Source organism: Salinimicrobium gaetbulicola (assembly GCF_042676025.1).
In the GTDB taxonomy this organism is placed as follows: Bacteria; Bacteroidota; Bacteroidia; order Flavobacteriales; family Flavobacteriaceae; genus Salinimicrobium; species Salinimicrobium gaetbulicola.
On record NZ_JBHTJP010000032.1, the window covers coordinates 899,509 to 920,530 of the forward strand.

At 40.3% G+C, this 21,022-nt stretch carries 15 protein-coding genes and 1 other RNA gene; 9 read left to right on the top strand and 7 right to left on the bottom strand.

Going from position 1 to position 21,022, the window contains the following annotated elements:
- Positions 1 to 2: 2 nt before the first annotated feature.
- Positions 3 to 1,205, bottom strand: a complete 1,203-nt coding sequence (locus ACFQ1G_RS05655) for an NAD(P)-dependent oxidoreductase (RefSeq protein WP_380737442.1) — start codon at positions 1,203 to 1,205, stop codon at positions 3 to 5.
- Positions 1,206 to 1,329: 124 nt separating this feature from the next.
- On the opposite strand from ACFQ1G_RS05655, the gene ssrA reads away from it, so the two are divergent.
- Positions 1,330 to 1,729, top strand: a transfer-messenger RNA (tmRNA) gene (gene ssrA / locus ACFQ1G_RS05660).
- 525 nt (positions 1,730 to 2,254) lie between these two features.
- Here the strand turns inward: ssrA and ACFQ1G_RS05665 are convergent.
- Complete coding sequence (locus tag ACFQ1G_RS05665) at positions 2,255 to 3,010, bottom strand: helix-turn-helix domain-containing protein (protein WP_380737444.1); 756 nt, start codon at positions 3,008 to 3,010, stop codon at positions 2,255 to 2,257.
- Between the two features lie 301 nt (positions 3,011 to 3,311).
- Here ACFQ1G_RS05665 and ACFQ1G_RS05670 point away from each other — a divergent pair, with 301 nt between their 5' ends.
- The 7 genes from ACFQ1G_RS05670 to ACFQ1G_RS05700 all read left to right on the top strand — a co-directional run bounded on the left by ACFQ1G_RS05670 (position 3,312) and on the right by ACFQ1G_RS05700 (position 16,119).
- A complete protein-coding gene (locus ACFQ1G_RS05670; RefSeq protein ID WP_380737446.1) occupies positions 3,312 to 3,707 on the top strand; it encodes a molecular chaperone Tir in 396 nt (131 codons plus the stop codon).
- 16 nt (positions 3,708 to 3,723) lie between these two features.
- Positions 3,724 to 4,440, top strand: coding sequence for a PspA/IM30 family protein (locus ACFQ1G_RS05675; protein ID WP_380737448.1), 717 nt, complete (start codon positions 3,724 to 3,726; stop codon positions 4,438 to 4,440).
- 2 nt (positions 4,441 to 4,442) lie between these two features.
- The gene (locus tag ACFQ1G_RS05680) at positions 4,443 to 5,153 is read left to right on the top strand and encodes a hypothetical protein (protein ID WP_380737450.1); all 711 of its coding nucleotides are present in this window, start codon (positions 4,443 to 4,445) and stop codon (positions 5,151 to 5,153) included.
- 11 nt (positions 5,154 to 5,164) lie between these two features.
- Positions 5,165 to 7,237: a flotillin family protein gene (locus tag ACFQ1G_RS05685; protein WP_380737452.1), complete on the top strand. Its 2,073-nt coding sequence runs from the start codon at positions 5,165 to 5,167 to the stop codon at positions 7,235 to 7,237.
- A gap of 213 nt (positions 7,238 to 7,450) precedes the next feature.
- A complete protein-coding gene (locus tag ACFQ1G_RS05690) occupies positions 7,451 to 12,373 on the top strand; it encodes a DNA repair ATPase (protein WP_380737454.1) in 4,923 nt (1,640 codons plus the stop codon).
- Positions 12,374 to 12,676: 303 nt separating this feature from the next.
- Positions 12,677 to 15,019 carry a TonB-dependent receptor gene (locus ACFQ1G_RS05695; protein ID WP_380737455.1) on the top strand — a complete coding sequence of 781 codons (2,343 nt, stop codon included), beginning with the start codon at positions 12,677 to 12,679 and terminating at the stop codon, positions 15,017 to 15,019.
- Between the two features lie 17 nt (positions 15,020 to 15,036).
- A complete protein-coding gene (locus ACFQ1G_RS05700) occupies positions 15,037 to 16,119 on the top strand; it encodes a PepSY-associated TM helix domain-containing protein (RefSeq protein WP_380737456.1) in 1,083 nt (360 codons plus the stop codon).
- Between the two features lie 13 nt (positions 16,120 to 16,132).
- Here the strand turns inward: ACFQ1G_RS05700 and ACFQ1G_RS05705 are convergent, their stop codons facing one another.
- Positions 16,133 to 17,533, bottom strand: coding sequence for a PQQ-dependent sugar dehydrogenase (locus tag ACFQ1G_RS05705; RefSeq protein WP_380737458.1), 1,401 nt, complete (start codon positions 17,531 to 17,533; stop codon positions 16,133 to 16,135).
- A gap of 403 nt (positions 17,534 to 17,936) precedes the next feature.
- On the opposite strand from ACFQ1G_RS05705, the gene ACFQ1G_RS05710 reads away from it, so the two are divergent.
- Positions 17,937 to 18,338: a hypothetical protein gene (locus tag ACFQ1G_RS05710; RefSeq protein WP_380737460.1), complete on the top strand. Its 402-nt coding sequence runs from the start codon at positions 17,937 to 17,939 to the stop codon at positions 18,336 to 18,338.
- A 273-nt stretch (positions 18,339 to 18,611) separates the two neighbouring features.
- Here the strand turns inward: ACFQ1G_RS05710 and ACFQ1G_RS05715 are convergent, their stop codons facing one another.
- From ACFQ1G_RS05715 to ACFQ1G_RS05730, 4 genes are read right to left on the bottom strand one after another with little or no spacing between them, the layout of a single operon-like run.
- Complete coding sequence (locus tag ACFQ1G_RS05715) at positions 18,612 to 19,301, bottom strand: GNA1162 family protein (RefSeq protein WP_380737462.1); 690 nt, start codon at positions 19,299 to 19,301, stop codon at positions 18,612 to 18,614.
- Positions 19,298 to 19,642 carry a DUF4810 domain-containing protein gene (locus tag ACFQ1G_RS05720; protein WP_380737464.1) on the bottom strand — a complete coding sequence of 115 codons (345 nt, stop codon included), beginning with the start codon at positions 19,640 to 19,642 and terminating at the stop codon, positions 19,298 to 19,300. The genes ACFQ1G_RS05715 and ACFQ1G_RS05720 overlap by 4 nt, the downstream gene beginning before the upstream one ends.
- Positions 19,639 to 19,965 (bottom strand): hypothetical protein, encoded by a 327-nt coding sequence (locus ACFQ1G_RS05725; protein WP_380737466.1) that lies wholly within the window; start codon positions 19,963 to 19,965, stop codon positions 19,639 to 19,641. The genes ACFQ1G_RS05720 and ACFQ1G_RS05725 overlap by 4 nt, the downstream gene beginning before the upstream one ends.
- Positions 19,962 to 20,894, bottom strand: a complete 933-nt coding sequence (locus ACFQ1G_RS05730) for a CsgG/HfaB family protein (protein ID WP_380737468.1) — start codon at positions 20,892 to 20,894, stop codon at positions 19,962 to 19,964. Before ACFQ1G_RS05730 ends, ACFQ1G_RS05725 begins: the two co-directional genes overlap by 4 nt.
- Positions 20,895 to 21,022 lie beyond the last annotated feature (128 nt).

A 21,022-nucleotide genomic window follows, 5' to 3' on the forward strand; every position in this document is an offset into this window, starting at 1 on the left:
CTCTATTCTTTAACGTAATCTTCCAAATATTTAAATCTCTCGGTAAGCTTTCCGTCTTTGGTCATTCTGGCTCTTTCCAGGATCCCGTCTTTATCATTATCAAAGAAAGCCGGTAATACGTTATCCAGGAACATTTGCCCGAATCCTTCGCTGGCATCTTTTGGCAGTTCGCAGGGCAGGTTATCTACAGCCATGACCGCGATCGCGTTCTTTTCCCGAAAATCAACTTCCCCACCGGTTTCCGGGCTGTAGCCGTAAAAAGGCTCGGCTATGGTAGAAGGACGAATCGTACTGGCAACAGGTCCTGCTATGTCACAGGAAATATCTGCTACATAGCGAATTTTGAAAGCCGCGGACTTGGTATCTTCAGCAGTAAAGAAAACCGGTGCTCCCTGGCCATAAAAATGACCGGCTATAAAAAAGTCACTGGCCCTGGCGAAACGTAAAAAATCGGATTCATAATTTTCTGGATGGTCATAAAAATCCTGAACCGAAGCTTCCTTTCCATCTTTTCTCTTATTGTAATCCATGACATCAATATGGCAAAAGACCGGCTCCTCAAAGCTCTCTCTGAGGTACTCTTCTACTCCAACTTGTTTTATTTGGAGATGATCCATGATCTCTTTGGCTCCATGCGCTACTTTCCCACTTCCGGTAAGCACTATCTTTATTGGAGGTACAGAAATCCTGTCCAGTTCTGCAAGCATGGTTTTTAGATCGGGGAGTTCCTCAGCTTTGGGTAACTCAAAAATACCTTTTTTAAGCCCCAGCATCCTGAAGCCGTTATAAGCTCCTACGAGTCCGGCATATCTTCCGAAACCAATCAGCCGGTGTCCCCGTTCATTAATGATCACCTCATGATCATACAGTTCAATATTATTTTTAAGGATCTCCCTTAACAGGTCTCTGTTATAAGGTTGTTTTTTTATAGTATGGGAAAAGAAAAAGTATTTTTTATTCGGAATAAGAGCAGGAATAGGAACTTCCTTCACCCCTAGCAACACATCGCAATCTGAAATTTCCCCGGAAACTTCAAAATCGGCATCAAGATATGCACTGTCGGGAAAGATTCGAATATCTGATGTTTCCACTTTAAAACTTGCCTCCGGAAACTTTTTCACGGCTTCTTTCAATTTTTGGGGAGAAAAAACTACTCTTCTGTCTGGTGGTGTTTTTCGCTCTTTAATGAGGGCAAATTTTATCATATTTTGGTATAGGTTTTGAGTATTTATTGATGAATTTCAAAGATAGGAATTTAAAACCTATCTTTGCACTTCCCTGAAGCAGGATGGCACTTCGTGCCTTTGTTTCGGTAAGTTCTTTTTTTATGGGGTCGACTTGGTTTTGACAGCGAGTCTAATTGAGTTGTAAGCACGTCGAGCGCTGGGAAATAGCTCGTAAATCTCATTTTTCACACTTTTTTAAACGGCGAGAATAACTACGCCTTGGCTGCATAATCCGAATCATAGTAGGATAGCTTAGTCCCTGCAAGGCAGGGAGCCAAGATGTCTCGTGGAAGCCTTGATTTACGGCGTCCGCACCAGAGGCACCGATAAAGTAAATATAGTAATCACAGGGCCTTGATGTGGTTGCGAAACTTAACCGAGGATACGTGTAAGATTGGTGGTTTTCGGCCGGTCTTGCATCGACAACCAAGCGAAAACTAAGCGTGAAGAAAGCATCTGAATTGCTTGTTTGGACGAGGGTTCGAACCCCTCCGACTCCACGATCAAGCGCAGCTAAGTTGCGGATTAGAACAGGAAAATCCTGCCAAACAGTTGTTTGCGCGGGATTCTTTCGTTTTAAGACGCCCAGCCCGCAGGGATGGTTAAGCTTAGCTGCATTTGCAGAAAGTTAGTTTCAGGGGGAAGGCGCAGCCAACCCCTCCGACTCCACAATATAACCCGGTAAGCCTTGTGTTTACCGGGTTTTTTGTTTTAAGATAACAATATGGATGACAAATAAAACCTGTCTTATTCCTCTTATTGAAACCTTAATTTCTTTAAAAACATTTTTCGTTTAAAAGCTGACTTCAATAATGACTTTATTTAATCTATCTCGAAATTTTCGTCATTTCGTTTAGAAAGATGAAAAGAACATTGGTTAAAATTATTATAGAAAATTCTTTAAGAATTTCCCCTTCTCTCTTCCCGGACCTCTTTCTTAAAGTCCTCAAAACCACCTTTCCTCTTTAAAGTACAAGCCTATCAGACTCTTGGGATTTTATAGATTAGGAGTGTAGGCAACATCTACTTTAAATCTGCGACTTAATTTTAGCGAACTCCTGTTCCAGAAACCGTAGTTTTTCTTCGAGTCCGTTTCCGGTTTCAGGGACACGATGATAGAATACATAACAAATATTCCAAAGTTCTTTAACCTCGTCCAGCCCTAAAGTAATATCTTCTATAAGTTTGTGGTCTGCCCTTAGCACAAGGCTTGATTTCAAGATATATCCTCTTCGTAATACCAGTTGGTCCTCGGTTATAACCAATAATAGTTTTCCATTGTCCAGGTTTTTATATTCCTTTTTCGGCACAAATTGTCCAACCACCACATCCTTAGGAAATAACCCTTTTTCATGTGAACTCATCTCCAGAGAGTCTACCACAAAGCCTCGAAAGGATAAATCTCTGCTAATTGGCAACCTGAGGCAGGGTAGTCTACTTATAAATTCCTGGTTACCATACTCGGAAAGGTAGCTATTCCTGTTTGTAGGGACTATACAGGGAACGGAGGCGAACTGCTCTTTTAAAAGCTCGTCCTGATTTTCTGCAAAGTCGCCCTTAAACCTAAGCAACCGGTTTACCGTAAGCTCTTTCGTCAGCAATTCGTCGATGGAAATGCTAAAATGCTTAGCAATTTTTATCACGGTATCGATCTTTGGCTCACTCCTCCCCTCCTCATAAGCACCTAAGGTCCCGCGCTTTAAATCAAACATTTCCGCAAAGGCTTGCTGACTTAAAGATTTCACAGTGCGGATCTTCTTAATGTTTTTTCCAAAAAAAGACATATTTTGCTAATTTTATTTGCGTTAATGAAATAAATTCGTACATTGGTCTAACAATATTAGCAAAAAAGTTTGGGATTAGCTAATATTATGAGGAGGACATTGACCCTTCCGATAATAAATTTCTCAGGACTGAATATTTTTTCGGGTAACATTTTAAAGAAATTCATACTAACCTATAACAAAACATTATGATACCATTAATTATTTGCTTTTTTACTCAAGTAGTTAAACTTTTGGCTACCATGCTTTAGAGTTTTTTCGTAATATTAACTTTTAGAAATTTTTAACAATCCCGCCAATAATGAAAAACCACTTCAATATCACTAAAGATTTTTTACTGGAGCTAAATTTCCACATTAGTCGAGAGGATACGGAGAATAATGTTCTTGTGGTCCAAAAAGAAAACCACGGGATTAGAAACCTCATATTAGGGATTGCTCCTCCAATTTTAATCATGGAGCAGTATATTTTCAAGGTGAGCAACCAATCTGAAAAGGTTTTTAAAAACTTACTCCAAAAAAACAGGGATGTCATTCATGGAGCTTTTGTTTTGGATGATTCCGGTGAAAAAGTAATTTTCAGGGATACCCTTCAAATTGAAAACCTTGATATCAATGAACTCGAAGGCAGTCTTAATTCTTTAAGTCTCTTAATGAGTGAATTCTCAGACCGTATAATTGAATTTTCTAAATACTAACCTTAACCTTTACATCATGAATATTTTTAAACGTTTATTTAAAATTGGGCAGGCAGAAACAAATTCTGCAATTGACAGCATGGAAGATCCTATCAAGATGACCGAACAGGGCATCAGGGATATGAAAGAAGATCTGGACCGAAGCCTCGAGGCACTTGCACAGGTAAAAGCATTGGCAATAAGAGCCAAAAATGACCAGGAAGAGTACCAGGAAAAGGCGGAAGAATACCAGAAAAAGGCCATTATTATTCTTAAAAAAGGTCATAGCAAAGAACTTGAACCTACCGAAGCAGATGAGCTTGCAAAAGAAGCACTTGTTCAAAAAGAAACTGCAGAGAAACAGGCAGGTCGCAGTAAGGAGGAAGCCGCTAAGTTTGATGATAACGTGGCGCAATTGCAAAAAACAATCCAGTCTATCAAGAGCAATATCAGCAACTGGGAAAATGAACTTAAAACCCTGAAGGCACGTGTAAAAGTTTCTAAGGCTACTACGAACCTTAACAAACAAATGGCTGAACTCGACAGTACTGGAACTGTTTCAATGCTTGAGCGAATGAAAGAAAAAGTAGCCCAGGAAGAAGCTCTTGCTGAAGCCTATAGCGATATTGCGAATGCATCAAAGTCTGTTGACGAAAAGATCGACAAGGCTGCAGATACTTCCAAAGCTAAAGCAGATGACGATCTAGCTAGATTGAAAGAACAATTAGGTCTTAACGCTAACAAAGATTCATAATTTTGGGCAACCTTTATGACATTTTATTCTCTGAGGTCAACCTTATATTGACCGTTCTCCTCATTGTTCTCCTTCTTTACTGGATAGTTTCAATGATTGGCGGATTAGACTTCGACGTTGACTTTGATGTAGAGGTCGATCTTGATCCGGCGATTGACGCCGGCACCGCAATAGATGGAGGCAATATGGATTTCCAGGACCTCTCCAATGCGGAAGTGAACCAGGAAGATGTGGTGGGAAAAAGACGAAGACCACTTAAATGGTGGCAGGTTTTTTTAATCTACTTCAATTTTGTTGGACTTCCCTTCATGTTCACCTTTACCTGTTGGATTTTTATTTGGTGGTTTATGACCGCATTGACTACGGCAATGACCTTTTCCTATGACAATTATTTCGGCTTTGCGATTATGTTGATTGCCATGTTTCCGGCACTTATCGTCAACAAAATACTCACAACCCCTTTTAAAGGTTTCTTTAAAAATCTGAACAAAAACGGTGACACCCCTATAGATTATCTTGGCCGAAAAGGTCTTTTACTCTCTTCTATCTCAGGTGACAGGATGGGTAATGCCGAAGTAAAAGTCGACGGCAACACCATGTCTATTTATGTAAAATCCCTTTCCGGAGATCCCCTACCCTACGGAAGCAATATTTTAATTATTAAAAGGTCTCCGGACCAAAATTACTACCTAGTTGAAAATTATAACGAATAAATAAAAATTTAATGGAATCAATTCTACAAATTATCGGACTTGGAATAGGCGTGCTGCTGTTCCTTATAGTAGTCTATTTCGCGATCATTGCGATGTTCTACAAAAAAGTTCCGCAGGGGCAGGCATTAATCAGAACAGGGTTTGGAGGCACCCAGGTCGCAACAGACAAAGGACTATATGTTGTTCCTGTTTTTCACAAAGTGGAGATCATGGATGTTTCTGTCAAAAAAATTCAGATCGAGCGATTGGCTCACGAAGGGCTTATCTGTAAAGACAATATGAGAGCAGACATCAAAGTTGCTTTTTTTGTAAGAGTAAATAACGATGTGGAATATATTAAAAAAGTGGCCCAAACCATTGGAGTAGCCCGTGCATCTAGGATCGAAACCCTGGAAGATCTGTTTGAGGCAAAATTTTCCGAAGCTTTAAAAACAGTCGGTAAAAAATTTGAATTTATTGAACTATATGAAGCCCGCCGGGAATTTCGCGATGAAATCGTTGACATTATAGGGACTGATCTTAATGGATATACCCTCGAAGACTGCGCAATTGATTATTTGGAGCAAACTTCAATAAAAGAGCTAAAGCCGGACAATATCCTTGATGCAGAAGGTATCAAAAAGATCACTGAATTAACCGCGGTTCAAAGTGTTAAAGCAAATCTTATCAAAAGGGACGAAGAAAAAACCATCAGGAAGCAGGATGTAGAGGCAAGAGAAGCCATTCTTGAACTGGATAAGCAGTTAGCTGAAAAAGAAGAGCAGCAAAAACGTGAGATCGCAAATATCAAGTCTCGTGAAGAAGCTGAAACACTGAAAGTAGCTGAAGAGGAGCGGTTAAAATCTGAAACTGCTCGCATTATCACTCTGGAAAAAGTAAAGGTTGCCGAAGAAAACATGGAGCGCCAGGTTATTGTTGCCCTTAAAAACAAACAACGCACCGATGCTGTCGAAACAGAACGTGTGGAAAAAGATCGTTTACTCGAAGCTACCGAGCGGGAAAGAGTAGTGACCCTTGCACAGATCGAGAAAGAAAAAGTGGTGGAAGTTGAGAAGAAAAACATCCAAGATATTATCCGCGATAGGGTCGCCCTGGAAAAAGGCGTGGTCGAAGAGCAGGAAAACATGAAAGATATCCAGGCTTTTAAAACTGCAGACCGTGACAAACAGGTAAAAATCACTCTTGCTGAGGCCAATGCTGAGGAAGATCTTATTAAAACCATTAAAGCTGCTGAAGCACAAAAAGAAGCCGCAAAACAAAAAGCTGAAGAGATCAATATCGAGGCCCTTGCTCATAAAGAAGCTAGTGAGAAAGAAGCTGAGGCTCGCAAGATCCTTGCTGAAGCACAGGCCAAAGAAGAAGCTACTGTTGGAATGTCTGAAGCACAAGTAATGCATGCAAAAGCAGATGCAAATGAGCGTCAGGGACTGGTAGAAGCCAATATTATTGAGAAAAAAGCCAAAGCAGAAGCGGCCGGTATTGAGGCCAAAGCCGAGGCGAAGCGTAAAGACGGACTTGCAGAAGCTGCGGTAATAAAAGAAAAGGCATTATCTGATGCTGCCGGGATCGAAGAGAAAGCAAATGCTATGAAGAAACTGGATGGCGTAGGTAAAGACCATGAAGAATTTAAACTGCGCCTGGACAAGGACCTGAAGGTAGACCTTGCACACATCAATGTTCACAGGGATATTGCAGACGCCCAGGCAAAAGTACTTGGAGATGCATTAAAAGCTGCTAAAATCGATATTGTAGGTGGTGAAACAATGTTCTTTGAACAGATCGTTGGACAGATTGCCAGAGGAAAAGGAATTGACCGACTTGTAGAGAACAGCAGCAACATACGCGAAGTCAAAGAAGCTGTTCTGGGTGATGAACAGGCCAATGGAAACCTACTGGACAAGATCAAGACCTTTACAGAAAAATACGGTATATCTGCAGAAGACATCAAGAACCTCACTGTTGCCAACCTGTTACTCGATCTAAAGAGAAAATCTGATGATTCAGGAGAGCAGTCTACCCTCAGTAATTTGCTGAATATGGCTAATGAACTGGGCATCGCAAACAAACCAATCAACAAACTCTAGCAGAATTAAGCGCCCTGGTAATTCTTAACAGGGCGCTGTTTTTATCGACTTATAAAACTTCCACTTAAGGCAAACTTGCTATTTAGTTAGGATAAGTAGTTATACCAATGGGACGCATGAAAAATACAAGAGTAATAAGAACTCATTTTTAAAGCCACCCGTATGGACAACAGCAATAATATTTTCGCCTAAAAGGAAAAAGCAGAATTGGAAATGGCAGTACAGGAACAAAAAAATAAATCATCACAGACTCTGGACGGCGGTACTTATGAAGTGATCCAGGGCAGGTTACAGAAACAGAAAAAGGATTTACAGGATCGGCTGCAAAAACTCGATACAGATCGTAAAAAGGTTTTTGGTTCCCTGGAAACCAAATTGATTTCCAATGACAGGATCAATACAGAAAACCGCTGCATAGCCCGGGATATTGTGTCGTTCGGTGACACCTGTCTATTTGGGTACAATGTTCATTTTGGACTGCGTACAGAGATTAATATATCTGATGTTTTCAGTGTCTATGAGTTTAAAAATAATAAACTAGAACCCAAGACCCTAGAGATATTAGAGAACGAACTTTTTCAGTCAGATTTCACCAACCTTTATAAATATTACCGTCATACCATTTTTTCGAAGTTCGCCATCATTGGAAATTACCTGTATATGGTCTTTAGGTTGAGCGAAAGTGTAACCGATATTAAAACCTTTAAATGGCTTATTAAAGAAGAGTCTCTGGAGTACGTGGACAATCGCAGTGATCACGAGTATAAATTCCAGGCACAGCACGAATTTAAATGGCGGGAAGTAACAAGAGATATGCACCGCTACGGTGTTCATTCCCACGTCTCGATTCTCGATCGAGTATTTGTAGAAACCATCGGTGGGGACCTTACTATTAAAATAGAAGATAATACCGAAGACGGTAAAGGCATTCTCACTGAGCCTGTTGAACATCGTGATCAGACATTAGATGATGGAAATTATAGATTTGGCCAAATAGGAAATTTGATTCCGTTAGAGATAAAACCTTTTCAAGAACCGGCACGTTATTTTGTTTATAATCATAAGCTTCGTGAAGTAAAGAAGATCGAGAGCATAAAAGAAAGCTGCATTCTTCTTCCGGACGACCAGGGGATCATTTTTCCTAATGGTTATTACTTGCAAACCGGCGAATACAAAATTTTCACGAACAGCATTGATGATGTAAAATTCGAGCAGAAGATAGCGTCACCCAACGGTGAAGACTTTTTGTACGTCTTCTACTCTCCCCAGAAAGGTTTGTACAACCTAATGTCCTACAATATCATTAGCCGCGAAATTCAGACCCCAATCATCTGTAACGGATTCACCCTGCTCAAAAATGGAGAACTATGCTATTTCAGGAGTGAAGAGGAACAAACCCGGCACCATGTGATCCAGATTTGGCAAACGCCTTTTCTGAAGGGGGACTTTATGCCTTCACAACACGAGGACACTTTGCTCTATAAGATCGGAAATAAGGAAATTGTACAGGCAATGGCCGAAGCAAACAGCCTTATCAACCTGCTGAACAAGGAGGACAACTATGACGGACTCTACAATGACATTGCCCGGGTTTCCAAAGACATTCTCGATTCCTATTACTGGTTGCCCGAAGCAGAATCCCAACAGCTAAATGAGCCTCTTTCTGAAATTAACAAGGCAGCCAATGCTGCAATGGATGAATTCGAGAAAGTGGTGCAGCTTAAGAAGAATGCAACGAAGCAGACTAATGAAATACAGGAAAAAGCGGAAGCCCTTTTCACAAAGATCAAGAGCTCTTCCTTTAATTCAATTAATGACTTTGTCGCATTCCTAACTGAACTTCGAAAACTGCGCGGGGAAGCACTTTCCCTGAAGGAAGTGCGCTACGTCAATGAAGAGTTCATCAAAAAATTAGAGGAGGAAATAGCAACTCATACTACAAAACTTTCTGAGCGCTGTGTAAAATTCCTGCTCGATGAAAAGGCCTTACAGCCATATCATGACAAAGTTGGGGAAAAACAGGCGGCTTTAGAAAAGGTTACCAAGGTTGTGGATGTTCGTAAATTGGAAGAAGAGGTGAACCAGATCGCTGCAGACCTGGAATTGCTAATAGATATAATTACGAATCTGGATATTGAAGACACCTCCCACTCTACCACGATCATCGATAACATCTCGCTGATCTTTTCGACAATAAATCAGCTGAAAGCTGCGCTAAAGAACAAAAAGAATGCCTTGGGTAGTGCAGAGGCACGTGCCGATTTTGCCGCACAATTAAAACTAATTGATCAAAGTATCATCAATTACCTAGACATGGCAGGCACTCCCGAAAAATGTGATGAATTCCAGACGAAGATCTCCATTCAACTGGAAGAGTTGGAGGGAAAATTTACCGACTTCGAAGAGTTCATAGGGAGCATTATTGAAAAACGGGAAGAAGTCCACGCTGCTTTTGAGTCCAAAAAGAATGCGCTTGTCGAAAAACGGAACAAAAAAGCCCTTGCTCTTCACAATGCCTCTGAAAGGATCCTGAAGGGTGCCCGTTCAAAGGTGCAAAGTTTTCGTACCGCCGCAGAGATCCAGGGCTATTTCGCTTCAGATCTTATGATCAACAAAGTTCGGGACATCATTCAGCAACTAAAGGATCTCGATGATTCAGGAAAAGCTGAAGAGATCGAGACCAGCCTTAAGTCGGCACGTGAGAACGCACTCCGGCAATTAAAGGATAAGCTCGACCTATATGAAGATGGTGACAACATAATAAGATTGGGAAAACATAAATTCGGGGTAAACAAGCAGCCACTTGACCTCAGTATTGTTTTCAAAAGCGGAACCCCTTACTGTCATTTAACAGGAACCGATTTTTACCAGGAACTCAGCGATTCAACTCTTCTCAATTCCAAAGATCTCTGGGACCAGGAATTTGTTTCTGAAAATTCAAAAGTCTATCGTTCCTCATACCTTGCCTATAAGCTGTTCAAAAAACTGCCTCATGAGCAATTGCTCCATGCCGGAGAGGAAGAATTACTAAGGATCGTACAGCAGGAAAGTAGCAGCGATTATTCAGAAGGTTACCTTAAAGGAGTTCACGATGTAGATGCAAGTAAAATCCTAAAGGTGCTTGTGCATAAACATCACGCAATGGGTTTATTACGATTTCCTCCCAAAATACGTGCCTACGCCCAGTACTTCTGGAACAGCCTTCCTGAAAAAATAAAAGATGATCTTGACCGAGGATTAAAAGCTTCAGGCGAGGTACTGAGTATTTTTCCGGACACCCAAGAATATGACTTTGTCATTAGAGACCTGAGCGACCATGCTAGAAAATTTGCTACGGAAACAGCACTTTTTGATCCTGCTCTGAGTGAAGAAATAGCAGCTTATATTTTTGAAGAATTGCAGGGCGATGACGAATTTGAACGCAGCCATGTCGCCCTTACCATAAAAGGAGATTTCTGGAAAGCCTTGAAAAAGGAGCAGGTAGATCTAAGGTTTAAAAACAGCTTGGAATCGGTGACTAATTATGTAGACAGAATTCGCCTGGTAAAGCAATGGATCTCGGCTTTCGTGAACAGCAAAGCTAAAGCTGAAAAGACTTCTGAAACGATTGAAGCCACTAATTACATTGATGAAGTTGTTTGCCGAATTTTATCTGAGGATGAATCAGTTTCCAAAACCAAAACGGTGACCCCCGCGGAGACCATAGAAGGTCTTACCGGCGATCATCCTACTTTCAAAAAAGGCATCTTTCATTTTCAATATCATAACTTTATTTCTCAACTGGAGCAGTTTGTAAGAGAAGATATTCCCACGTATAACACCTACCGGAAAACCAAACATGCGCTCACAAAGCAACTGAAAGAGGAACTAAAACTGGAAGAATTCAAACCAAGAGTACTGACTTCTTTTGTCCGGAATAAATTGATAGACCAAGTTTACTTTCCGCTGTTTGGAGACAACCTGGCAAAACAGCTGGGAACCGTTGGAGATAAAACCAGGACAGACCGAAGCGGAATGCTTCTACTCGTATCCCCACCGGGATACGGTAAAACCACGTTAATGGAATACATTGCCGATCGTCTGGGGCTCGTTTTTATGCGCATCAACGGACCTGCAATCGGGCATGATATCACTTCAATAGATCCGGCTTCGGCTACCAATTCAGGTGCCAGGGAGGAGTTGAAGAAGCTAAATCTGGCGTTTGAAATGGGCAACAATGTGATGTTGTATCTGGATGATATACAGCATTGTAATCCAGAATTCCTCCAGAAATTCATTTCCCTTTCTGACGGAACCAGAAAAATTGAAGGGATATTTAACGGAAGATCCAAAACCTATGATTTGCGTGGAAAGAAATTCTGCGTGATCATGGCAGGGAACCCATACACCGAAACCGGGGATAAATTCAGAATACCTGATATGCTGGCGAACAGGGCAGATATCTACAACCTGGGAGACATCATTGGTGATACAGAGCACCTGTTCAAACTCAGTTTGATCGAAAACTCCCTCACTTCTAATCCTCTTTTGCAGCAGCTTAGCAGCTCCAACTTTGAGGATGTATATACGCTTTTGGATCGTGTGGAAAATAACAACCAGGAGACGCAACTAATAGGCAATCACAGCTCACAAGATGTTCAGGAATACACTTCAATACTAAAAAAGGTGGTTAGCCTTCGCGATACAGTACTAAAAGTAAATGCTGCTTATATCAAAAGTGCAGCTATGGAAGATGAATACAGAATAGAACCTGCATTTAAGTTGCAGGGCTCCTATAGAGATATGAACAAACTTGTGGCGAAAGTAGTGCCGATCATGGACGAGAAAGAGCTACAGCGATTGGTTCTTTCCCATTATGAAAGTGAATCACAAACCCTCACCTCCTCTGCCGAAGCAAACCTGCTAAAGTTCAAAGAACTGGTAAATGCATTGAATCCTGAAGAACAGGAACGTTGGACCAAGATTTGCGAAACATTTTTAAAAAACAATAAACTGAAAGCTTTTGGAGACAAAAATGAAATGGCACAGGTACTATCCCAGATGATGCTGTTCTCTGAAAACCTTGAAGGTATCAAGAAAGTTCTGGAGCGGGGAATTGAAAACGGACTTGAACGCCCCGAATTGCCGCAGTTATAAATTTAAAAATTCCTTTTCCTCCAACTCCACAATATAACCCGGTAAGCCTTTTTTTACTGGGTTTTTTTGTTTTTAGGTGACAAAAATATTTGACTATTTCCTGAGAACTAGCTTAGAGCTTTTGAACCTACAGAGCCACATTTCATTATAAACTATTCTGAGTGTTAATTTTTTAATTATAGATCACTGACAATCAATAACGAAGAAAATCCTCAGTAAAAAACAACTATTTTTCCTTTGATTATTATTTAGATTGATTCTACATTTGCCATTGTTTTTAATTAATCTAAATAAGAATCATTAATGAAATCCCTCCTATTTTCTACCTTAATGCTGTTTAGTGTTATTGCCAGCGCTCAAAATGCCTCCCTCTCAGGACGGCTTACTAATACACTGGGTGAGGTTATCCCTTTTGCAACGATAAGCTTTCAGAAAGCACCTTATACTTCGACTACTTCCGAAACCGGACAGTACATTATCCGGGATATTTCTTCTGGTAGCTATACCGTTATTTATTCTTCCCCAGGTTTCACTACCGTGGTTCGGGAAGTAAATTTAAAAGCGGGTGAAGAGCGAATACTTGATATCCAACTGGAAGAAGACATTAAGACACTGGATGAAATTATAATTACCTCAAATAGAAGAATAGAAACGCTTGACGAAGTGCCTTCTTCGGTATCAGTATTAAGCTCTGCACAAATTGAAAAACTATCTCTTACCAGTAACTCAGTTGCAGACATCATGAACGAGGTGCCGGGACTGGCTTTAAGTACAAGCCAGACCAGCAATACTGGGCAGACCCTGCGTGGAAGAAAAATGCTGATATTGATCGATGGGATTCCTCAGTCCACCCCATTAAGAAACGGAAGCAGAGATGTGAACACGATCGACCCTAACGTGATAGAGCGGATTGAGGTGATCAAAGGAGCAACGGCCATTTATGGAAATGGTGCTGATGGAGGGATCATCAATTACATTACAAAAAATCCAAAAGCCTCAGAAAAACTTGAAAGTACCACCGAACTTAGCAGCGGAATTTCACTGGTAGATACAGATCACTCTCTTAGCTCAAAGCTATCTCAGACTTTTTCAGGACAAGTTGGAAAATTAGGGTATGTTGCCAACGGAAGCTTCCAGCAAACTGGGGTTTTTCGGGATGCAAACGGAGAAATAATCTCTCCTTCTTATGGCCTGGGAGAAACGGACCAATATAACCTGTTTGGAAAGTTTAACTATCAAATTAATCAGGATCATTCCCTTGAGTTCATGTACAACTACTTCAGCAGCAATCAAGACACTGAATACATCAATCAACCCGGAGTATACGGGGTAAGACCAGCTATAGGTGTGATTGGGGAAGACCCGGGAGTAGCCCAGGGAAATCGCTACAATCATAACGGTCAATTTACATATAACGCTTTCAACTTGATTGGAAACACAGATTTCAATTTAAACCTATATTTTCAGAACTTCCAAACCATTTATGGCTTTTCACCTTTCTTCTCTAATGAAGAAACCGGATATGAAGGAGGCCAGTCTATGATTGAGTCAGATAAAAAAGGGGCACGCATCAATTTCAAGACACCCTATACTCTTGGAAGTAAATTTTCGGGTGATATTCTTTACGGGGTTGACATCCTGAACGATGTTACCTCGCAGTACCTGGTTGATGGCCGTTTATGGGTACCCGAAATCGACATGAGCAACCTTGCCCCTTATGCACAATTAAAGTCCCTTTACAAAGATTTCGTCTTTAAAGCCGGGATACGCTTGGAGAATATAAATATTGACATCCCAGATTACAGAACTATATACATCTATCCAAATGGGGGCACACCGCAAGGAAACGTAGCTGTTGAAGGAGGGGAATTAAAGTATGATGCCACGACCTTAAATGTAGGTTTACGATTTAACCGATGGTCACAATTCAAACCTTTTGCAAGTTTCTCCCAGAGTTTTTCTATTGCAGATTTAGGCCGTACCCTTAGAAGTGCCACAGAGAATACCGTGGGTAATATTTCTTCGGAAGCAGTAATCGCCAATAATTATGAGGTTGGTTTTAATAGTTACCTTGGAAGGACCAGTATTAGTGGAGCATACTTCTTGAGTACTTCAGAACTTGGAGCAACTTACCGAGAGGTTAACGGAATATTTCAGATCGCCCGTCAGCCTGAAAAGGTTTATGGTTTTGAATTAGCTGTAGATACTAAACTTACTGACCGAATCGACCTGGGAAGCTCACTTTCCTGGACAGAGGGAAAACTGGATTCTGAAGACAACGACAACTATGATACATGGATGAACGGGGATCGCATCCCTCCTTTGAAGACTGTGACATATTTAAGCTATAATGCTTTTGATAAATTGAACTTAAGATTATCACATGTTTATAGTGGAAGGCGTGACCGTTTCGAGCCGAAAGCAGATGGCAGCTACACTTATGGCCAGGGGCGGGTCGAGGACATCAACCTATTTAATCTTACCGCCAATTATAAAATGACAAACCAAACCTCCTTAGGACTAGGGGTCGAAAACCTCTTTAATGAAGATTATTATCTACCCATTTCCCAGTGGGATGCCAGACCGCAAAATTATATTAAAGGTAATGGAGCAAGGCTGAGTCTTTCTCTTAAAGTGAATTTATAAACACTAATACAGCAGCTATGGGTACGCCCGTAGCTGCTTTTCTTATGAAAAACAGGCAGATCTTAAAATACCATTCTATAGCCGGACTTGTGGTTGGAGCTTTTTTGTTCCTTATGGGCCTGTCCGGAGCAGTCCTTGTTTTTCAGCATGATATAGAGGATCTTCAATGGGAGAAATATAAATCTGTCTCCTCAGCTGAAGATTTAAATATTGATCTAGGAATTAATACCATACAGGAAAACTACCCTGGCTGGGATACCAGGCTTATTCATTTTAAAGCAAAGGAATCCCTGGTCTTCAATTTGCGGAAACCAACCGAACGATTATTTGTCTTTATCCATCCTTCCTCCGGGGAAATTATAAAAGAGGTTAATGAACTTACTACCTTTACCCGTTGGTTGCTGAAGTTCCACTATTCCTTCCAGGCAGGTCCTGCCGGAAGAATTTTGGTTTTTTTCGTAGGCTTACTGTTCCTGTTTTCAATTTTATCCGGATTATATCTATACCGAAAATCTTTTTTTAAAACCTTGTTCTTTAAAATGAGGATCGTCTCGAAGAATAAAAGAACCTTTTATTCTTCCCTGCATCGAATTGTGGGAGTGTGGAGCCTGATCTTGAACCTACTTCTGGTAGTTACAGGAGTGTTTCTTGCCTGGACGGTAGCGGCAGCAGGATTGAAGCCGCCGTCCACGCCAGAAACTCCAATTGTCACCACATCTGTTGAGGAGCTTTTGAATAAAATAAATATCCAAAACCAGGATTTTACGCCCACATATATACGCCTTCCATTATCACCCGGTGGCGATCTTAGAGTGTATGGGCTTTATGACGATGATGCTTTTTTCTTTTCGGAATTCTACAACAGTTTCTTGGCCAATTATGAGACTGGAGAGATCACCGGAAAAATAAGGGTTCAGGAAGCTGACTTAAAAACCCAATTATCCAGCACATTAATTCCATTGCATTTTGGGCAATATGGAGGGATATGGAGCAAGATATTGTATTGCCTTACGGGTCTTTCTGGTCCTTTCCTTTCAATTTCTGGGTTTATAATCTGGAAAAAGAGAAATGATAAGCGAAGGTATATTCACAAAGCTTAAGAAAGCAAACCCATTAATCATCAACCAAACTGATCTTGTATATCTTGCCTGTATTTCCTGTAGGCCCCAACTCGCTTGATACCGCAAGATAAATCTCTCCCTCGAGGTCTTGTCCGAAACCTTTTAGAAAATATCCAATATCTCCAGGGGTGCTTTTGAACTCCAATTCTTGAAAATCCCAAAGACCAGGACCGGAAGGATTGGCAAAAAATACTTCTCCTGTAGGCTCAAAGTCTCTGGAAAATGATCCAAATACATATTGCCCACTTAATTCAGGGATGGCACTACCCCTATAAACATATCCTCCAATGATAGTAACAGTTGAACCTCCAGCAGGGTTACTCGTATTGCTCATCTCTATTACGGGATCGATCAGCTCGTTGCCCAGGTTATCGATATCGGGACAAGAAGCCAGCACATTTAGATTATTGGAAGCATCAAAACAATGAGTTCCTTCTTTTACGTTCCAACCATAATTACCGCCATTTTCCACTACACTAATTTCCTCCCATAAGCGTTGGCCGGCATCTCCTACAAATAACCGGTGATCTCCTCCCATATCAAATGAAAATCTAAACGGGTTCCTGAAGCCATAAGCATAGATTTCATCCTTCCCTTCAGAATTTACGAATGGGTTATCACCAGGGATACCGTAAGAATCACCGCTATCAACATCTATTCTTAAAATATTTCCCAGAAGGTTAGCTTCAACGTCCTGGCCGTTCCCTCCTTCATTCACTTCATACCAATCCTCAACATGCCCCGGAGACACATCATCAGAGTCTCCTCCATCCCCAATAGAGATGTAGAGGTAACCGTCAGGTCCAAAAGCTATAGTTCCACCTTCATGATTACCTTGTGGTTGATTGATGTCCAAAATTATTTTTTCTGAGCCGGCCATTACCATAGTTGGATCGGTATCTGAGACAATGAACTCAGATATTCTACTAGTATTATCCCACATTTCTCCTTCCTCGGGTCCTCCGGCTTTTGGCGGGGCTGTATAATAAACAAATAGCCGTCCATTTGAGCTGTAGTCCGGATGAAAAGCAAGACCCAGTAAGCCTCTTTCATCATAATTTGGAGTCAAGGAAACCATCATTGAGCTCACATCCAGGAAAGGATCTTCCAGTAATGTACCCGAATCATCAATGACCCAAACTTTCCCGATCTGGTCTATTACGAATAAGTTTCCTGAGTTATCAGGTGAGGGGACAAGACCCACTGGAGATGCCATATTTTCAGCCACCAGGACAAGATCAATAGACTGGCTTTGCTCCACGGGAGGAGGTGTGTTGTCATCGTCATCTGAACATCCTATTGCGCCAAAAAGCAGGGAAATTAAGCATATATATATCGGTAAGAACAAATTTCTACCGAAATGTCCAAAATGTATAATTTTCGAATTTTTCATAGCAAGAATTATTTTAAAAGATTATACCAGTTAAGGGAGCCTTTTAAAATTACCAAGATCTATTATGAGTTGGAATATTTTGTAGATGTATCCTTACAATTTTAACAGCTTCAATAGGCGATTTACCATTATTTTATAATTGATATCGGTTTTTAAAAACAATAATTAATAACACTAAAATATTTTTACGTAAATAATATTAATAACTTCGTAAAAATGTTAAACTTAAAGTTGAATTTATAGATTTTTGTAATTTTGATGAATATTTAATTTTTAGAGTTTATAAGATTATAAACTTTACTTATTCATCGATAAATCCCCCTCACTTACCTGCCTCAATTTTATCTGACTTCACCCAGGCAATCATGAAGATACAAGGAGTATTAATTTAAATTATTGGATTATGGACAGGAAAACATTTATTCAGAAAACAACAATGGGGATACTTTTAAGCATTCCGGCAGTTAGCATGCTCGGTTGCTCAGGATCTGATGATAACGGAAATGGAGTTCCAGACCCCGATCCCGATCCAACACCCACTGCGAAAAATTGCGTGGAAAACGGAACCAGCGCTTCGGTAAGTTCGGCGCAGAATCATACTCACACTCTAACCGTTTCTAAAGAGGATGTTTCGGCTGCCACTACCAAGACTTATGATCTAAGCGAGTCAGCAAATCATATACACCAAGTTACACTTGAAGCAAATGATTTTCAAGCGCTGAAGGATAATCCAAACCAATCTATTACAAAGGTATCTACTACAAATAGCCAACACAGTCACAACGTAACAGTTTCCTGTGCCTGATCTTTGTAATGTTCTAATTTAAATCCCTTTTTGCATTCAGGTAAAAAGGGATTACTTTTCTACTGTATTTTCTGGATTATATCAGGATAAGGCACAGCCAACCCCTCCGACCCTAACAAAACTTATGTTTACAGGAGATTTCTCCCCACACTTTCCATACTTACGGAGCAATGCACAATCGGTTTCTCGGAATGACTGCAATATTACGGCCATTGCAAAAAGAATAAAACCGCAATCATTGCGGTTTTATTCTTTATATCCATCAAATAAGCACTAGAACGTACTATTTAATCGAACAGTAAATTCCTTAGGACCTGCCAATTCCTCCCCATCTACCTTGAATTTAGGATTATATTTTCCCGTAGGAAGATCTTGGAAGGTATAAGTGTTACATGCTTTGGCAACGTCAACATATTTAGTCGCAGCCGTATTAACGGCAGATAAAGCCAAATTAGCCACTAAACCTAACACCCCAGGAGCACCAGTATTGACGGAAGTATCATAGACAACCTCACCTTTTCTATTATACAAGGTCTCATTAGTCTTGGTCGATTTTATAATATATTCCACTTCGACCTTTACGTTTGATCCAATTGCTGACTTATCCCACTTGTTGATAATGGTAAAAACAGCAAGATCAGCACCAAAGATTTCTCCAAAAGTACTCAATGGTGAATCTAAAAACAATTCAGCATCATAGGCACTTTCCTTCTTTAAGATCTCCATTGAAAGGAACGGAGGAATTACATAATATCCGGCATTTGCCAGGGGAACATTTAATGTGGTGTGGAAATATTCCTTGGCTTCCACATTAGTAGTTCTGTTAATGGGGGGCATCAATAAGACAGTAAGAGGCTCTTGCTCATACATTTGTTGATAAGCAACCGATTTTGCAACTTTGGGTGTACTACAACTGGAAAGTGTAAATACAATTAAACTAAATACAAACAGTGCTCTTTTCATAACTCAGTTAGTTTTAAGATTCTTTCAATAAAAATTTTAGATTCAGGATATAGCTCTATTTCTTTTGCCAGCATATCTTTTCCCTGGGCTACTTCTCCTTTTTGCAGTAGAATAAAACCATAATCGGCGTAGATTCCCGGGGGCACGGCCTTCCTTGTTCCGGTTTGTTCTGAAATTATTTTTTTGTAATTCTCAAGAAGGGTCGTTAATGATTCTTCATCACTTTTTTTAATATAGTTGTAACTGGCGTCCTCGTATTTTTCCCAGGAATAAAGTTGTTTTGGGGCAGTGCAGGATACGGCCAGAATTGCTACAGTAAGTATTAAGATTATTTTTTTCATGGTAGTATTATTTTTTTAGTCTCTTGGGCAGATACAAAAATTCTTTTTTGATAGATGATCTCGTTATTATGAGCAACAGAGACCAGATGCTGGCCCGTTGAAATAGCATAAACTTTTCCCTTTGGTCTGTCAGCATGGTTTTTTTGCACCTCTGCAGAAAAAGAGGTTTTGCCATCAATGCTTACCTCTACACCCGAGTCGTAATTTTCGGGGTTTCCCAAAAAAACCAGAAATGCTTCATTTTCTAGACCTGAAGTGGTTGTTTTTACACCAGTGCATCCTACTGATAGGAGCACAATAAATAGAAGGATCAATTTTCTCATATCTTAATTTCTTTAATGTAATACATATCAAGATTACTACTATCAATCGTTCCCTCAACAAATGAAACCATTGAGAATTCAGATTGCGGATTATCACCTCCCATATGAGTTACTTTAACCTTTCCAACTGCTTTTCCCGGCAATTCCATCATCATCCCTGTTTGTGGATTTTTGACACTTTTACCTTTTTCAACGACCTCAAAAATGTCATTTACTTTAATTCCTTGACTGGCACCTCCCGATATCAAAATTCCGTCTTGGTCATAAGTCAGGAAATAAGATTTCCAGGGTCTGTCCATACAATTGTTGATAATATTTTCTACGAGTTTAGAAATGGCTACTGAAATTGCCTTGTCGCTTAAAGTGGCATCATAATCAGTACGTTCTCCCATTCCCATTACGGTTTTGTTGGTAGTTTCGGCCTCTCCCTTAGCCTCTTCAGAATAAATGATCTGGCCTGTGGAAACATCTACTAATCGTATGCTCACTCCAGCCTGTACGGTCTGTGTTTTACTTCGGGAGAAAACATTGACATCACCAACATTTTTACGACCAAATTCAGTGACCGACCCAATAATCAGATAATCAGCCCCTAACTTTTGCCCCTGATTTTCAGAAAGCTTGTATTCCTCCATTATTTTATCCATCTCCTGGCGTTCCAGAAGTATAAATTTATTTGTGGAAGCTAGTTTTGTTGTTAAAATGTCCAGTGCCTGATTGGTAATTGGATCATTTTCTTTTTCGTAGAAGATTCCTTTCGCATACTGGGTTTCATTTGAAAACCGGGCAATAGCTACTTTTCGCTTCAACCCCTGCGCCTCGGGTTGTTTTAATTCCTTGACCTGCGGTTCTACCTGGACAACATTTTGCTGCACAGTGCAGCTCATGAGGGTGCAACCAAGCGCAAGGCCCATTAGAGTTTTTCTCATTTTACCATAATTTTTAATAGGTTAAGTAAAACCGACATTCCCAGAAAATCTTCTGTGAATTCCTTTCTGGTAGGGCAGAATATCGACATAACAATAATAATAAAATTTTGTTAAAATTTTATTATATT

Bases quoted from the DNA above. Each gene is read 5' to 3' on its own strand.
- ACFQ1G_RS05700 (WP_380737456.1), top strand. From the start codon at position 15,037: ATGGGTACGCCCGTAGCTGCTTTTCTTATGAAAAACAGGCAGATCTTA.
- ACFQ1G_RS05685 (WP_380737452.1), top strand. From the start codon at position 5,165: ATGGAATCAATTCTACAAATTATCGGACTTGGAATAGGCGTGCTGCTG.
- ACFQ1G_RS05720 (WP_380737464.1), bottom strand. From the start codon at position 19,642: ATGAAAAAAATAATCTTAATACTTACTGTAGCAATTCTGGCCGTATCC.
- ACFQ1G_RS05690 (WP_380737454.1), top strand. From the start codon at position 7,451: ATGGCAGTACAGGAACAAAAAAATAAATCATCACAGACTCTGGACGGC.
- ACFQ1G_RS05695 (WP_380737455.1), top strand. From the start codon at position 12,677: ATGAAATCCCTCCTATTTTCTACCTTAATGCTGTTTAGTGTTATTGCC.
- ACFQ1G_RS05705 (WP_380737458.1), bottom strand. From the start codon at position 17,533: ATGAAAAATTCGAAAATTATACATTTTGGACATTTCGGTAGAAATTTG.
- ACFQ1G_RS05675 (WP_380737448.1), top strand. From the start codon at position 3,724: ATGAATATTTTTAAACGTTTATTTAAAATTGGGCAGGCAGAAACAAAT.
- ACFQ1G_RS05655 (WP_380737442.1), bottom strand. From the start codon at position 1,205: ATGATAAAATTTGCCCTCATTAAAGAGCGAAAAACACCACCAGACAGA.
- ACFQ1G_RS05665 (WP_380737444.1), bottom strand. From the start codon at position 3,010: ATGTCTTTTTTTGGAAAAAACATTAAGAAGATCCGCACTGTGAAATCT.
- ACFQ1G_RS05725 (WP_380737466.1), bottom strand. From the start codon at position 19,965: ATGAGAAAATTGATCCTTCTATTTATTGTGCTCCTATCAGTAGGATGC.
- ACFQ1G_RS05710 (WP_380737460.1), top strand. From the start codon at position 17,937: ATGGACAGGAAAACATTTATTCAGAAAACAACAATGGGGATACTTTTA.
- ACFQ1G_RS05715 (WP_380737462.1), bottom strand. From the start codon at position 19,301: ATGAAAAGAGCACTGTTTGTATTTAGTTTAATTGTATTTACACTTTCC.
- ACFQ1G_RS05730 (WP_380737468.1), bottom strand. From the start codon at position 20,894: ATGAGAAAAACTCTAATGGGCCTTGCGCTTGGTTGCACCCTCATGAGC.
- ACFQ1G_RS05670 (WP_380737446.1), top strand. From the start codon at position 3,312: ATGAAAAACCACTTCAATATCACTAAAGATTTTTTACTGGAGCTAAAT.